16 protein-coding genes are annotated in these 13,884 nt (G+C 65.4%); 6 read left to right on the top strand and 10 right to left on the bottom strand.

Translation table 11 applies throughout. The features are described from left to right. The first annotated feature begins 72 nt into the window (after positions 1–72). On the top strand, positions 73–1,242 hold the full coding sequence (locus RHOSA_RS0106830) for a mandelate racemase/muconate lactonizing enzyme family protein (RefSeq protein ID WP_027288093.1): 1,170 nt from the start codon (positions 73–75) through the stop codon (positions 1,240–1,242). A gap of 7 nt (positions 1,243–1,249) precedes the next feature. Here the strand turns inward: RHOSA_RS0106830 and RHOSA_RS0106825 are convergent, their stop codons facing one another. From RHOSA_RS0106825 to RHOSA_RS0106810, 4 genes are all read right to left on the bottom strand, one after another. Continuing rightward, positions 1,250–1,645 carry a VOC family protein gene (locus RHOSA_RS0106825; RefSeq protein ID WP_027288092.1) on the bottom strand — a complete coding sequence of 132 codons (396 nt, stop codon included), beginning with the start codon at positions 1,643–1,645 and terminating at the stop codon, positions 1,250–1,252. Between the two features lie 114 nt (positions 1,646–1,759). Beyond that, positions 1,760–3,328, bottom strand: coding sequence for a GMC family oxidoreductase (locus RHOSA_RS0106820; protein WP_027288091.1), 1,569 nt, complete (start codon positions 3,326–3,328; stop codon positions 1,760–1,762). 14 nt (positions 3,329–3,342) lie between these two features. Next, on the bottom strand, positions 3,343–3,912 hold the full coding sequence (locus RHOSA_RS0106815) for a twin-arginine translocation signal domain-containing protein (RefSeq protein WP_027288090.1): 570 nt from the start codon (positions 3,910–3,912) through the stop codon (positions 3,343–3,345). A 253-nt stretch (positions 3,913–4,165) separates the two neighbouring features. Continuing rightward, a complete protein-coding gene (locus RHOSA_RS0106810; protein ID WP_027288089.1) occupies positions 4,166–4,465 on the bottom strand; it encodes a ribbon-helix-helix domain-containing protein in 300 nt (99 codons plus the stop codon). A gap of 253 nt (positions 4,466–4,718) precedes the next feature. On the opposite strand from RHOSA_RS0106810, the gene RHOSA_RS0106805 reads away from it, so the two are divergent. Then, positions 4,719–5,234 carry a hypothetical protein gene (locus RHOSA_RS0106805; protein WP_027288088.1) on the top strand — a complete coding sequence of 172 codons (516 nt, stop codon included), beginning with the start codon at positions 4,719–4,721 and terminating at the stop codon, positions 5,232–5,234. A 65-nt stretch (positions 5,235–5,299) separates the two neighbouring features. Then, complete coding sequence (locus RHOSA_RS0106800) at positions 5,300–5,749, top strand: hypothetical protein (RefSeq protein WP_027288087.1); 450 nt, start codon at positions 5,300–5,302, stop codon at positions 5,747–5,749. 22 nt (positions 5,750–5,771) lie between these two features. On the opposite strand, the gene cbbX is transcribed toward RHOSA_RS0106800, so the two are convergent. The 5 genes from cbbX to RHOSA_RS0106775 form a co-directional block, all read right to left on the bottom strand. Continuing rightward, on the bottom strand, positions 5,772–6,800 hold the full coding sequence (gene cbbX / locus RHOSA_RS20965) for a CbbX protein (RefSeq protein ID WP_081728540.1): 1,029 nt from the start codon (positions 6,798–6,800) through the stop codon (positions 5,772–5,774). 138 nt (positions 6,801–6,938) lie between these two features. Continuing rightward, entirely contained in the window at positions 6,939–7,367 is a 429-nt protein-coding gene (locus RHOSA_RS0106790; protein WP_027288086.1) for a ribulose bisphosphate carboxylase small subunit, read from the bottom strand. Between the two features lie 43 nt (positions 7,368–7,410). After that, positions 7,411–8,871, bottom strand: a complete 1,461-nt coding sequence (locus RHOSA_RS0106785) for a form I ribulose bisphosphate carboxylase large subunit (RefSeq protein WP_027288085.1) — start codon at positions 8,869–8,871, stop codon at positions 7,411–7,413. An 85-nt stretch (positions 8,872–8,956) separates the two neighbouring features. Further along, positions 8,957–9,832 (bottom strand): phosphoribulokinase, encoded by an 876-nt coding sequence (locus RHOSA_RS0106780; protein ID WP_027288084.1) that lies wholly within the window; start codon positions 9,830–9,832, stop codon positions 8,957–8,959. Between the two features lie 30 nt (positions 9,833–9,862). Next, complete coding sequence (locus RHOSA_RS0106775; protein WP_051431892.1) at positions 9,863–10,930, bottom strand: class 1 fructose-bisphosphatase; 1,068 nt, start codon at positions 10,928–10,930, stop codon at positions 9,863–9,865. Between the two features lie 222 nt (positions 10,931–11,152). On the opposite strand from RHOSA_RS0106775, the gene RHOSA_RS0106770 reads away from it, so the two are divergent. From RHOSA_RS0106770 to RHOSA_RS20960, 3 genes are all read left to right on the top strand, one after another. Continuing rightward, a complete protein-coding gene (locus RHOSA_RS0106770) occupies positions 11,153–12,088 on the top strand; it encodes a LysR family transcriptional regulator (RefSeq protein ID WP_037255834.1) in 936 nt (311 codons plus the stop codon). 108 nt (positions 12,089–12,196) lie between these two features. Then, complete coding sequence (locus tag RHOSA_RS0106765) at positions 12,197–12,643, top strand: baeRF12 domain-containing protein (RefSeq protein WP_027288081.1); 447 nt, start codon at positions 12,197–12,199, stop codon at positions 12,641–12,643. 114 nt (positions 12,644–12,757) lie between these two features. After that, positions 12,758–13,336, top strand: a complete 579-nt coding sequence (locus tag RHOSA_RS20960) for a DUF421 domain-containing protein (RefSeq protein WP_200371947.1) — start codon at positions 12,758–12,760, stop codon at positions 13,334–13,336. Positions 13,337–13,396: 60 nt separating this feature from the next. Here the strand turns inward: RHOSA_RS20960 and RHOSA_RS0106755 are convergent, their stop codons facing one another. Beyond that, a complete protein-coding gene (locus RHOSA_RS0106755) occupies positions 13,397–13,825 on the bottom strand; it encodes a hypothetical protein (protein WP_027288080.1) in 429 nt (142 codons plus the stop codon). Positions 13,826–13,884: the final 59 nt, after the last annotated feature.

The following is a 13,884-nucleotide window of genomic DNA, read 5'->3' as shown; positions in this document are numbered from 1 at the left end:
CACGTCTTTGCTGTGCCCGAAGCGGATGCCTAGGCTGCCGCCCCCTCCTCTCGTGTGCGAAAGGCCGCCGCCATGCCCAACGATCTCGCCATCGCCGCCCTCGATTGGGTCCCGCTCACCCCACGCCTGGTGAAAGAAGGCTACGGCGACTCGGATTCCGTTTGGCCTGGGGAACTGCCATCGCTGCTGGTCCGCCTCACCGCCGCCGACGGCACGGTAGGCTTTGGCGAGGCGACGACACAGACTTGGTACCTCGGCGAAACCCGTAGGCAGATGGACTCGGTGCTGGCGCTCTACGCCGAAGCACTCAAAGGCCATCCGGCGGACAATATCGCGGGCGCGCATGCGGCGATGCTGGCTTGCTATGCCGGCGCGGCACCGGGCGGCAACGCGGCGCGCGCAGGCGTCGACATGGCCCTGCACGATCTGGTCGGGAAAGCGCTGGGCGTGCCGGCGTCGATGCTCCTGGGTGGGCGTTACCGCGACCGGCTGGAGCAGCTCACCAACCTATACCACGCCACCCCCGAGGCGATGGCCGAAGGCGCGCGGGACTTCGTCGCGCAGGGCTTCAAGGCCCTGAAGATCAAGGTCGGCGAAAGCCTGCTGGCGCACGGCTGGTCGCGCGCCGGGCTGGCGGCGGAGCTGGAGAAGCTGACGGCCGCGCTCGACGCCGTCGGGCCCGAGGTCATGATCGACGCCGACGCCAACCAGGGCTGGCGCAACGCCGGCGACGCCGCCGCCGCACTGCGCGTCTTCGCCGACCGGCCCAACCTGTCGATCGAACAGCCGCTGGGCTACGAGAACAATAGCGGCCACGCCCAGCTGCGCCGGATCGCCGGCGTCCCGATCGTCCTGGACGAGCCGGTGCGCTCGCCCGAAGCGGTGATGCAGCTGATCCGGGCGGAGGCCTGCGACCGGGTGGTGATCAAGCTGAATCGGGTCGGCGGCCTGCACCCGGCAATGCGGATCGCGACGCTCTGCGAGGCGGCGGGGATCGGTGTCAGTGTCGACACCAACCCCTTCACCCTGCTGGGCGACAGCGCCAGCGCCCAGCTCGCCAGCGCGCTGACGACCCACTACCCGGTCGACTGCGAGGGCCATGTTTCCTTTCTGACCCTGGAGGACGGCATCCTGGCCGACGGCGTCAGCTTCGCCGACGGGCTCGCCGTGGTGCCGCAGACTCCGGGGCTGGGCGTAGAAGTCGATTGGGGCCGTGCCCAAGCGGTGGCAGCAGCGCGATAGCCCCCGCCTACTGATAGCGCCCGTAGCGCTCCATGACCTCGCACTTGTAGCCGTCGGGGTCCTCGACGAAGAAGAAGCGCGCAAGCTTTTCCCCGCCGTGTTCGAGCTGCTTGATGTCCTTGGGCTGGAAGCCCTCGGCCGTAAAGCGGGCGTGCTCGGCGTCCAGGTCGTCGACCACCACGGCGACGTGGCCATAGCCCTCCCCGAGGTCGTAGGGCTGCTGGCGGTCCTTGTTCGCGGTCAACTCCAGCTCGAAGTCGTTTTCCGGATTGCGCAGATAGACCAGATCGAAGCTGTCGAATTCGAAGCGGGCCGCCGGCTCCAGCCCGAACGCCTGCCGGTACCATTGGATCGATCGGTCCAGGTCGACCACCCGGACCATCATGTGAACGAGTTTCGCCATCTTGAGCTACAGGCTCCCATGCAAGGTAGAATAATGATTGGGTAAGACGCGGCCGCCAAAAGACGCCGCACGGACGGCGAGGTCAAGGCCCGCCGCCCGTGTCCTCACGGCGCGTCAGATGGCTTTCTGGCCCATCTGCTGCGCGATGTATTCCGCCTGTCGGATCGCCAGCGAGACGATGGTGAGCGTCGGATTCTCACCGCCCCCGGTTGTGAACTGGCTGCCATCCGAGATGAACAGGTTGGGGATTTCGTGCGTCTGGCCGAAGCCGTTGCAGACGCCGTCCGCCGCCCGCGCACTCATCCGGCAGGTGCCCAGATTATGGGTCGAGGGATAGGGCGGGGTCTCGATCGTCTCCAGCGCCCCGGCCGCCTCGTAGACCGCCGCGCCTTGCTTGTAGGCATGGGAACGCATGGCGATGTAGTTGGCGTGATCGTCGAAGTGAACGTTCGGCACCGCGAGCCCGTTCTTGTCGGTCACGCTGTCGTGCAGGGTGATGCGATTGGACTCCTGCGGCATGTCCTCGCCCACCAGCCACATGCCAGCCATGTGATCGTAGGCATCCATGTGCGCGGCGAAGCGGGCGCCCCAGGACCCGGGATCCAGGAAAGCCGCCATGAACGGCAGGCCCAGGAACAGCGTCTCCATCTCGTAGCCGCCGACGAAGCCGCGATCGGGATTGTTGCCCACCTCATCGGAGATGATGCCGGCCATCGTCGTGCCCCGATAGGCGTTCACCGGCTTGTCGAAGACGCCGTAGACCGACCCTGTCATATGCCGCATGTAGTTGCGCCCGACCTGGCCGGAGGCGTTGGCCAGCCCATCCGGGAACTGCGCGCTTTCCGAGAGCAGCAGCAGCCGGGGAGTCTCGATCGAGTTGCCCGCGACCGCCACCACGCGAGCCTTCTGGCGCTGGCGGTTGCCGTTCTTGTCGACGTAGACGACGCCGGAAGCCTTGCCCGCCTTATCGTGCTCGATCCGGATCACCTGGCTTTCCGGCCGCAGGTCGAGGTTGCCGGTCGCCTCCGCCTTGGGAACCTCGGTATAGAGCGTCGACCACTTGGCGCCCGACTTGCACCCCTGGAAGCAGAAGCCGATCTGCATGCAGGCCGCCCGGCCGTCGCGCGGGCGGCTGTTGATCGCCATACGGCCGGTGTGGACCTCCTTGTAGCCGATCCGCGTGGCACCGTTATACATCACCTTGAAGTTGTTGTTGCCCGGCAGGCCCGGAATGCCGTTCGTCCGGGTCACGCCCATCTTGTCCTCGGCGCGCGTGTAATAGGGCTCCAGGTCCTGCAGGCTGATCGGCCAGTCAAGCAGGTTGGCGCCCTCGATCGCGCCATAGGTGGTGCGTGCCTTGAACTCGTGCTCCTGGAAACGGAGGCTCGCGCCCGCCCAGTGCACGGTCGAGCCGCCCACCGACTTGACGATCCAGGCCGGCAGGTTCTCGAAGTCCTCGGCGATCCGCCAGCTACCCGAGGTGGTGCGCATGTCGAGCCAGGCGAGCTGGGAGAAAGACGCCCACTCGTCGTTGACGAAATCCTCGATCTCGTGGCGTTTGCCGGCCTCCAGCAGAACGGTCTTGATGCCCTTCTGACAGAGTTCGTTGGCGAGCGTACCGCCGCCCGCGCCGGAGCCGATGATGACGACCGCGCTGTCGTCGTTCAGGTCGATGCGTGCCATGGTCCGTGCCTCCCCTAATCCAGATCGCCGTGCGCGGGCGGGCTGGCCTCGGGAGGCGGTTCCGGCAGCCAGGACAGATCGTTGAAGCCCCGGTTGATGTACCCGCCATAGCGGAACGAGGCCCCTTCATAACCGAAATGGCGCCAGACCAACTGGTCGTTGTAGAGCGCAACGACCTCGGTGGAACGGACCTTCTCGAAGAACGGCTGGTCCTGCATCGCCTCCAGCACCTCGACCTGATAGCCCGGAGACAGGTCCAGGAACCGCAGGTGCTTGACGGTATCGAGCTGCTTCACCCCATCGGTGAGCAGGCGGGCGAGTTCCCGGTCCGCCTTCGCGGCCCGGTCGAGCGCATCGACCACATGGCCGTAATAGACGTCGTTCAAAGTGCGGTGGGGGTACAGGCGCCGCGCCATGACGAGCAGCGTGTCCGCCGTATGCTGGTCCAACGTGCCGGAAAGCTCCACCGCCCAGGATTTATCCGGTGCGGTGATCACGGGAAGACCGAACGCGACCACGCCAGCGGCGGTCGTGCCGGATTGCAGAAATTGTCGGCGGTTCATGCCGGGGGATTTGCCAATCATGGCGGGCGCTTACCTCCTCATGGCGAACGGACCCCAGCGGCGCTTCTTGTTGTGTTCTGGAACGCCCCGGGGCAATGGGCTCGAACCTGCCAGGCGCTCCCGCACGTACCCGTGCCGGGATCGTCGGAGTCCGGTTCGATCCACAAGATTACCCGGCCGCTGCTGCGGCCGGTATTAGCCGGGTACTACACCCCAGATACGCCCCCGCCAGAGCCGATAGACCGGGGAAGCCGGACGCGGGCGCACCCTACGGCTAGACCGGGTGGAGCAGCGCCTCGGCACGGGGCACCGCCTCCGGCTGGCGCAGATAGATCACGCAGGCGTTGCGCAGCAGCGAGGTGAAATTCCCGACCTCGCCGTGAATCTCCAACGCCTCATCATACAGCTTGCTCAGAAAGCGGGGCGTGCTGAGCCCCTGATACTGCGCGATCTCGTCGATGATCGACCAGAACTGCGCTTCCAATCGAATGCTGGTCGCGTGACCGGAAAGACGGACGGAACGCGTGATACAGGCGTAACTTTCCGGGTCTTGCCCCGCAAATATATTGCACATGAGCCGAAACCTCCTAGATCGCCGCCACAGCTTTCTGCGGCTGTTTTTCTGCGGCTTTATGCCCGTGCACATTCCCATGCCCAGGCCCGATCACATGAGTATTCCTCAGCTACGCATCCGGTTCAAACCCGACGGCGCCCCGCGCCGCGCGTCTCCTTGGAAGAATTCCAAAACATCGGGTTTGACAGATGGTTACGCGGCGGGCAGCTTATAATTGCGAATGATTTGCAATTGCAGGAGAGCGAGGCCCGGGATGGCGGCGATGCACGCAGCAGCGTTCGAGGCGAGCCTGACAAAGGATCTGGCGAGCGGGGCGCAATTCACGGTCTGGTGTTTACGCACCCGCCTCGTCTGCAAGCGCAAGGGCGAGGACGCGCGGGCGCGGATCGACCACGGCTTTCAGGTCGCCGGCGTGCCGGAGGTCGCGCGCGACTTCGATCAAATCTTCGACTGGCTCGACGGCGCGGCGGTGAAGCCGGTGGCGATCGGCTGCTTCTGCTGCAAACAGGTCAGCCCGGACGAAGCCCAGGTGCTGGCGGCCGTCGCCGCCGCGCAGGACGGCGACCGGTCCGGTTGCGAACAGCTGCTGCGCAGCCTGCTCTCACCGGTTGCCGCGCGGGAGGCGACGCGCGCCGCGATGCGTCTGGCCCACGCGCTCTCTCAGGTCGAGCTCCCGGTCGCCATCGACCAGCCGCAAGCCCTCGCCCCGACGGCGAGCCCGCACGACTGGCCAGCCGCGACGGCTCCCGGCAGCGCGGCTGTCCACTAACCCGCTTTTAAAACGGGCAGTCCTTTTTCGAGCCCCTCTTGGATCCGCGAATGGGAGAAACGGCGATGGCCGGTCTAAGCGTCAACGAGATCATCGACCTGTCGGTGCTGCTGGTGGCGCGCGAAGAGACGCCCCGCGTGGGCGAGCTGCCGGCGCGTCTGGGCGCATTGAGCGGTCACTGGTTCACACCAACGACCGAACTGGTGCAAGGGCGCCTGTACGACCTGCACGAGACCGGCTTCGTCGCACTCGACACCCGCGGCCTGCCTGACAGGTGGCGCGTGTCGATCACCGAGGCCGGCGCCGCGCACGCGCGCGACCTCAGCGCCAAGGCCGCGCCCGGTCCCTGCGCGGCGGCCATGCTTTGGCACGGCCTACGCCTGTCGCTTCACGACATGCGCCCGGCCAACGCCTGCGCTCGGGCATTTCTAGAAATGGCGGAGGCGAATGCCGACCTGCCCGCCATGGCTCCCCAGGCCTGGGAGTTGACGCGCGAGCGCATGGCAGCGGAGTAACCGCCCAAAGCGCCGACCTGCCCTACCCCGCCGGCTGACCGTCGTTCTCCGGACTGGCGTGGTCGCTGTCCAGGCCGCCTTTGAATACCCGGCTGGCATAGATGTCCGGGGCATCGATGGTCGACAGCGCCTCGGCGTCGAGCGGGCCGTCCGCGGTCTCGAACAGGCGCATAGCCTGACGCAGCCGCGCGCGGTCGAGGGCATTGCGCACGCTGCGGGCGTTGGCGAAATGCGGCTGCGCACGGCGCTTGGCGATGTATTCCTGCAGCGCCTGCTCGCCCGCCGGCGTCAGCTTGTAGTGATGTTCGCCCAGCATCAGTTTGGCGATCGCCAACAGTTCGTCGTCCTGGAAATCCGGGAAGTCGATGTGGTGGGCGATGCGCGAACGGAAGCCTGGATTGGACTGGAAGAACTTCGCCATCGCGCCGGTATAGCCGGCCAGGATCACCACCAGATCGTCGCGGTGGTTCTCCATCACCTGCAGCAGGATCTCGATGCACTCGTGGCCGTAATCGCGCTCGTTCTCCGGGCGGTAGAGATTGTAGGCCTCGTCGATGAACAGCACCCCGCCCATCGCCTTCTTCACGACTTCCTTCGTCTTCGGCGCGGTGTGGCCGATGTACTGCCCGACCAGATCGTCACGCGAGACGTTCACGACGTGCCCACGGCGCAGATAGCCCAGGCGGTGCAGCAGGTCGGCCATGCGCATGGCGACCGTGGTCTTGCCCGTGCCCGGATTGCCGGTGAAGGACATGTGCAGCGTCGGCGCCTCGTGGGTCAGGCCCATGCGCGTGCGCGCCCGCTCGACCAGCAGGAGCGCTGCCGTCTCGCGGATTCGGCGCTTGACCGGCTGCAGACCGATCAACTGACGGTCGAGCTCGTCCAGCACCTCCTGCACGCCGGCCTTCTGCCACTCGGCGCCCAGGTCGACCGCGCTGGGCGCAGGCTCGGCAGACTTTTGCTCGCGGCCGCTTTCCGCAGGTTCGCTGGTGCCGGAAGCCTGGGTGCGCGGCCGGCGGCTCGGGCGCTGCGGATCAAAGTCGTCGGCCATGGCGGATTCCTTGACGTCACACACGGGACTCCCTCGCCGCCAATGGGAAGAGGAATTCGGGGAGGAGGTTGCCGCCAGCATGGACCGTGCAACCTCCCCGTCCCAGTCCTCCCAATGGCGGCGCGGGGAACTTAGCCCTTACTTCGCACTCTTGTAGCGCTGGCCGGTTGGCTTGGCGCTGGCATAGGGCTGCAGGCTGAAGTGCTGACGGCGCTGCGGACCTTCCATGCGCTCCAGGCGGAAGCCCGGTTCCTCCGGCGGGCGGTGAGCGATGAAGGACAGGCGCGGTGCCTCCCAGCCGTGGCTGTTATCGAACGCCACGATCCGGATGTAGTAGTTCGGGAATTGCGCACGCGCCTCCTTCAACTCCTCGATCAGCGCCTGGGCGTCTGGATTGTCGAACATCGGACGGTTCCAGATCTCCCAGTAGGTGTTCCGGGGATGCGGATCGTCGGTGTATTCCAGGCTCACGGCCCAGCCATTGTCGATGGCGTACTGCACCTGCTTGTAGATCTGGTCGTCGCTCAGATCGGGCAGGAAGGAGAAGGTGCCCTGGGTCAGTCGCATGTCGGTCCTCGCTTGCGTGCGGGTATTGCGTACGGAACAGGCGTTACGCGCTGGTCGGCGTCGTGACGTAGTCCGGGCTGTCGGTGGAGGCGTAGTTGAAGGTCACGTCGCCCCAGGTATCCAGGGCCTTCTGCAACGGCGAACACCACTTGGCGGCCTCGCGCAGGATGTCCGGCCCCTCGTTCCAGATGTCCCGGCCCTCGTTGCGCGCCAGGATCATCGCCTCGAGCGCAACGCGGTTGGCCGTCGCGCCGGCTTCGATGCCCATCGGGTGGCCGATCGTGCCGCCCCCGAACTGCAGGATCGTGTCCTCGCCCAGGTAGTGCAGCAGCTGGTGCATCTGCCCGGCGTGGATACCGCCGGAGGCGACCGGGAAGGTACGATTCAGACTCGCCCACTCCTGGTCGAAGAACAGCCCCTTCTCCAGGTTCTTCGGATTCCGTTCCTCACGGCAGACGTCGTAGTAGCCGGCCGTGGTCATCGGATCGCCTTCCAGCTTGCCGACCACCGTACCGGCGTGGATGTGGTCGACGCCGATCAGACGCATCCATTTGGAGATCACGCGGAAGGAGACGCCATGGGTCTTCTGCCGGGTGTAGGTGCTGTGGCCGGCGCGGTGCAGGTGCAGGATCATGTTGTTGCGCCGGCACCAGTTGGCGAGCGACTGGATGCCGGTGTAGCCGACCACTAGGTCGACCATGATGATCGGCGAACCGAGCTCCTTTGCGAACTCCGCGCGTTCGTACATCTGCTCGATGTCCGGGGCGGTGACGTTCAGATAGGTGCCCTTGATCTCGCCGGTCGCCGCCTCGGCCTTGTTGACCGCTTCCATGCAGTAGAGGAAGCGGTCACGCCAGTGCATGAACGGCTGCGAGTTGATGTTCTCGTCGTCCTTGGTGAAGTCGAGGCCGCCTTTCAGCGCTTCGTACACGACGCGACCGTAGTTACGCCCCGACAGGCCCAGCTTCGGCTTGACCGTGGCACCCAAGAGCGGCCGACCGAACTTGTCCAGCCGCTCACGCTCGACGACGATACCGGTTGCCGGGCCGTGGAACGTCTTCACGTAGGCGACCGGGAAACGCATGTCCTCCAGCCGCAGGCCCTTGAGCGGCTTGAAGCCGAACACGTTACCGATGATCGAGGCGGTGACGTTGGTGATCGAGCCCGGCTCGAACAGATCCAGGTCGTAGGCGATGTAGGCGAACCACTGGTCCTCGGTGCCCGGGACCTGTTCGACGTGGTAGGCCTTGCCGCGGTACTTGTCGTAAGCAGTCAGGCGGTCGGTCCAGACCACCGTCCAGGTCGCGGTGGAGCTTTCGCCCGCCACGGCGGCCGCGGCCTCGATCGGATCGACGCCGTCCTGTGGGGTGATCCGGAAGACGGCCAGTATGTCGGTCTCGACGGGCTCGTAGTCCGGACGCCAGAAGCCCATGTCGCGGTAGTTCAGAACGCCTTCCTTGTAGCGCTCCTTGGTGCTGAGCGGCTGGTTGCTGGAACCTTCCATCGGGTGCTCTCCCATGCGTCGGTCATATAAGGGCGGGGGTCGTCGGAAACGGACGGCAGCCCCGGGTGCTGTTCGCCGCCGGCGGTCAGTGCGCCCGTCGGGCGCGTTCGACCAACCGCCGGATCATCGGGGTCAGGATCAATTGCATCGCGAGGTCCAGCTTGGAGCCCGGAATGACGATCGAGTTCGCGCGGCTCATCCAACTGCCCTGGATCATCGAGATCAGGTACGGAAAGTCGATGCCGCGCGGATCGCGGAAGCGGATCACCACCAGGCTTTCGTCCGGGGTTGGGATCCAACGCGCGATGAAGGGATTGGAGGTATCCACCACCGGCACCCGCTGGAAGTTGATGTCGGTCTGGGTGAACTGCGGGCAGATCACGTTCACGTAGGAATGCATCCGGCGCAGGATCGTGTCCGCGACATCCTCGGTCGAATAGCCGCGGGCGGCCTTGTCACGGTGGATCTTCTGGATCCACTCCAGGTTGATTACCGGGACGACCCCGATCTTGAGGTCGGCGTGGCCGGCGATATTGATGTCCTCCGTCTTCACCGCCCCGTGGAGTCCCTCGTAGAACAAGAGATCGCTGTCCGGGTCGAGGTCCTCCCATTCGGTGAAGTGCCCGACATCGACGCCGTGCTGCTCGGCCTCCTGGTGGGTGTGGACGTAGTGGCGGGTACGCCCCGTGCCGGTCTCGCCATAGGCACGGAAAGTCTCCTCCAGATCCTTCAGCCGGTTCGCCTCGATCGAAAAGTGGCTGAAGGTGTTGTTGTTTTCCTCCGCATGGCGATGCAATTCCGCCTTCATGTCCTTGCGGTTAAAGCGGTGGAAGGCATCGCCCTCGATCGTCGCCGGCTTCACCCCCTCACGCCGGAAGATTTGGTCGAATGTATGTTTGACCGTCGATGTCCCGGCCCCGGAGGACCCGGTCACCGAAATAATCGGATGTCGGATCGACATCTGCCCGTCTCCGTGTCTCTTTCTCGTTACTTACCTCTGAAACAGCCCGCGCTCGGCGAACAAGGGCGACTGGGTGCGCTCGAAGCTGGGGTCGGTGTAGTACTTCGCGACCCGCTCCACCTTGGTCAGCGACCCGATCACCAACGGCACACGCTGGTGCAGGTCGCTCGGCACCTTATCCAGAATACGTTCGGTCCCATCGGTGGCGCCGCCCCCGGCCTGCTCCACCAGGAAGGCCATCGGCGCCGCCTCGTAGACCAGGCGCAGGCGCCCGTTCTGATAGCCACGGCGCTGATCGTTCGGGTAGAGAAACACGCCACCGCGCATCATGATCCGATGCACCTCCGCGACCAGCGAGGCGACCCAACGCATGTTGAACTTCTTGCCGCGCGGCCCTTGTTCGCCTTCCAGCAGATCGTCGACGAAGGATCGGATCGGCGGATACCATTCCCGGTAGTTCGAGGCGTTGATCGCGAACTCCTTGGTCTCCCGCGGGATCTGCACGCCGCGTTCGACCAGGCGGAACTGCAGCGTCTTCGGGTCGAGAACGTAATGATCCGTCCCCTCGCCCAACGTGATTATCAGCGAGGTGTGCGGACCATAGACGAAATAGCCCGCCGCAAGCTGTTCGCGCCCAGGACGAAACAGGGAGGATTCCGCCCCGCCGGGCACGGTGGGGAAGATCGAGAAGATGCTGCCGACCGAAACGTTGAGCTCGATGTTCGAGGACCCGTCCAGCGGGTCCACCGCGACCGAAACCGGCGCGGCGGGATCGAGCGTCTGGATCTGCTCGCTTTCCTCGCTGGCGTAGTAGGCGACCGGCGCCTCGCGCAGCGCGTCCAGCAGCAGCTCGTTGGCAGTAACATCAAGCGTTTTCTGGGTATCGCCGGCGGCGTTCTCGCCCCCGACCTCCTCGGCGAGCGGACCGCCCAGGGGCCCCCAGCCAATCTGTCGGGCGATCTCCGCGGCGGCGTCGCACATCCGCAGGAGCGTATCCGCGGTTGCCGTGCGTTCCTCGTCCTGACCAGCCCATCGGGCCAGATAGTCGTTCAACGTTTCGCGTGTCTTGGCGGCCGTGACCTCGGGCTCGCTCGCCATACTCGTCTCTCCCCTCTCAACTGACGTCCTGGTGGCATCTGCGCCGTGCTCGCACCTCTTCGGGAGTGCGCCCATACCCCCATTCTGCGCAAGCCTTTCCCGCGTCGCACCACCAGGAAGCCCAGAGTCCAGCGCCGCGCCTTTTTGGGCACGCCGGCACTTTGGCGCTTTGCCTTACAAAACAAAATTTAATATTCTAGAATTCAGATTAAGGAGAACTATATGGCCGACCTGCGTAGCCTGTCGCTCCGCCAGCTCCGGGCGTTTGCAGCCACGATCCGCAACGGATCGGTAACCGCCGCCGCACAGGAGCTGTGCGTCACCCCGCCTGCGGTGACCACCCAACTGAAGATTCTGGAACGCAGCGTGGGCGCGCCGATCTACACCCGCGACCGCGACGGCTTGGAGGCCACCCCGATCGGCCTGGAGCTTCTGGAGGCAGCCAACGACATGGACGCGGTGGTCGAGCGATGCCGCAGCCGGATCGAAGCGTTGCAGGCCGGGGCCACCGGCGCGGTCACGCTGGGTGTGGTTTCCACCGGCAAATACTTCGCTCCGCGTTTGGTCGCCGCTTTCATGCAAGCCTATCCGGATATCCGGGTGCACCTATCGATCGGCAACCGTGACGACATCATCGCCGGCCTGGACCGCCGGCAATACGATCTGGCGATCATGGGCCGGCCGCCCAAGCATATCGAGGTGGTGCAGGAGACGCTGGGCGAACACCCCTACCTACTGGTGGCCCAGCCGGACAGCTGGCTGGTCCAGAAAGACGAGGTCAGCGCGCAAGACCTGGCGGAATGTACCTTCCTGACCCGCGAGGAGGGCTCGGGCACGCGAACGCTGATGTGGCGTTTCCTGGATCGGCTGGAGAGCGACCGGCCGTTTCACGTCTACGAGATGGGGACCAACGAGACGATCAAGCAGGCGGTGATGGCCGGCCTTGGCATCGCGATCATCTCCGCGCACACGGTCCATACCGAGATTGCCGAGGGCAAACTGGCGACGGTAAAGGCCCCCGGCCTGCCGATCGGCCGGCAATGGTACCTGATCCGCCGCGCCGACCGCGATCCGACCAAAACCGCGCGTGTCTTCCAGGACTTCGTGCTTTCACGGCGCGGCGACTTCCTGCCGAAGATGCCAGAGATCGGCGGCTAGCCAACAGATGTGGGATTAAACCGGAACCAGAGCCGGTCCCCAGGTGTTGTGCCTTAACGGGGCGGGATACGCCCGCCCGATCCGCAATACACGGCTAAGGAGTCCCCGATGAAGCCGATACGCACCTGGGTCCTGGTGGCCGATGGGCGGCGGGCCCGTTTTCTGGAAAACCTGGGTCCGGAGAAGGGTCTGCAATCCGCCAGAGACCGCGCGATGCAGCAGGCCCTGCCGCCCGACCGCGAGCTGACGCGCGATCAGGCGGGCTTCGGAAAAGGCCCTGGCGGCGATGGCCACGGCCTCACCCCGAAGGTCGACCATCACGAGTTCGCCAAGGAGCGCTTCGCCCACGAGGTGGCGGAGGTGCTGATCCATGCCCGCAAGCGCCACGAGTTCGACCGCCTGGTGCTGGTCGCGCCGCCCAAGGAGATGGGTCACCTGCGCAATGAGCTGGACGACGACACCCGCAAGATGGTGGTGGGCGAGATCAAGAAGGAACTGGTCAACGCCCAGACCGAGGAGTTGCACGAGCAGCTCGGCACCGTGATGGCGGTGTAGCCGCCCACTTCAAGCTCACATCCGCGCACGCGCCCCGTCGACACCCAGCCCACCGGGCGCGGGTGCGGTGGGGCTGCGTGTGTTCACTCCCGACCTCAAGAACGGAGACCGCTCGTGTCCCCCACCGACTTTTTGCAGGTTCCCCCTAGTGAGTTGCTCTACGTCGGGGCGAGCGCGGTTGTGATGTACGCCGTGATCCTGGCCTGTGCGCGTCTGGCTGGCGTGCGCAGTTTCGCCGAAATGTCCAACTTCGACATCGCGATCACGATCGCGATCGGCTCCACGATCGCGACCACCATCGTCTCCGACAGCCCGGCGCTCAGCCGCGGAATCGCGGGCATCATCGCGCTCTACGCGCTGCAACTGGCGATCTCGAAGATCCGCGGGCGCTTCCGGGCCGCGGAAAAGATCCTGGATAACCGGCCGATCCTGCTTATGGGGCCGCGCGGCCGGTTGCTGCCCACCAACATGGCGGTCGCCCGGATCACCGAGGACGACCTGCGCAGCACGTTGCGCAGCTCGAACGTCCACGATCTCGAACAGGTCCAGGCGGTGATCATGGAAGGTACGGGCGACATTCACGTGCTGCGCTCGGACGCCAATCATCCCGTCGACGCCTGGTTGCTCGAAGGCGTACGCGACTACGAGCCCCGCGGGGGCCTCGAGTCCGTCTGCCGGCAGAGTGCCGAGTAAGCCGCGCCTGCGCCGTCTCCCAAACCGGAATTATGGCGCAGACGGCGGCGGGATCAGGCATCACACCGCTTTGGCCCAGCCGACGAAATCGGTTACCCGGCCATGGAACCGCTGGACGCCGCTTTCTTCCAACTGCACGTCCACCGTTCGCGGCTTCAACTCGTCCTGAACCAGCACAACGTGCGCCTCCGGAACATCGGCGTCCGGTTCGTCGGCGCCGATCAGGTCGAGAGTAAAGCCGTTCTCGGCGGCCGTGCGCACCAGAGTGGCCGTGAGCAAGCCGGCGTTCATCCAGCTATCCGGTTCGAAGTCGGCCTCATCGGCGCGTGCACCGTGGTCAACCTTATGGGCTTCTACGGGATGCCAAAGGTCGCGACAGGCTTTGACGGCGGCATCGATCATGAAGGCAAGGTTCTGCGAGCCGTCGATCTCGCCGCTCAGCCGATGGGTGTCGTGGCGCCCGTGAATGTCGATGGTAGTGGAGGTCAAACCGTCCTCGTCTCCTGTCTTTTCGTGGTAATCGCTCGGAAAGCGCGCCGCACCGCATC

Origin of the sequence: Rhodovibrio salinarum DSM 9154 (assembly GCF_000515255.1) — a bacterium.
GTDB lineage: Bacteria > Pseudomonadota > Alphaproteobacteria > Kiloniellales > Rhodovibrionaceae > Rhodovibrio > Rhodovibrio salinarum.
The sequence above is the reverse complement of the archived record's forward strand: the minus strand, read 5'-3'. Positions and strand labels throughout refer to the sequence as shown.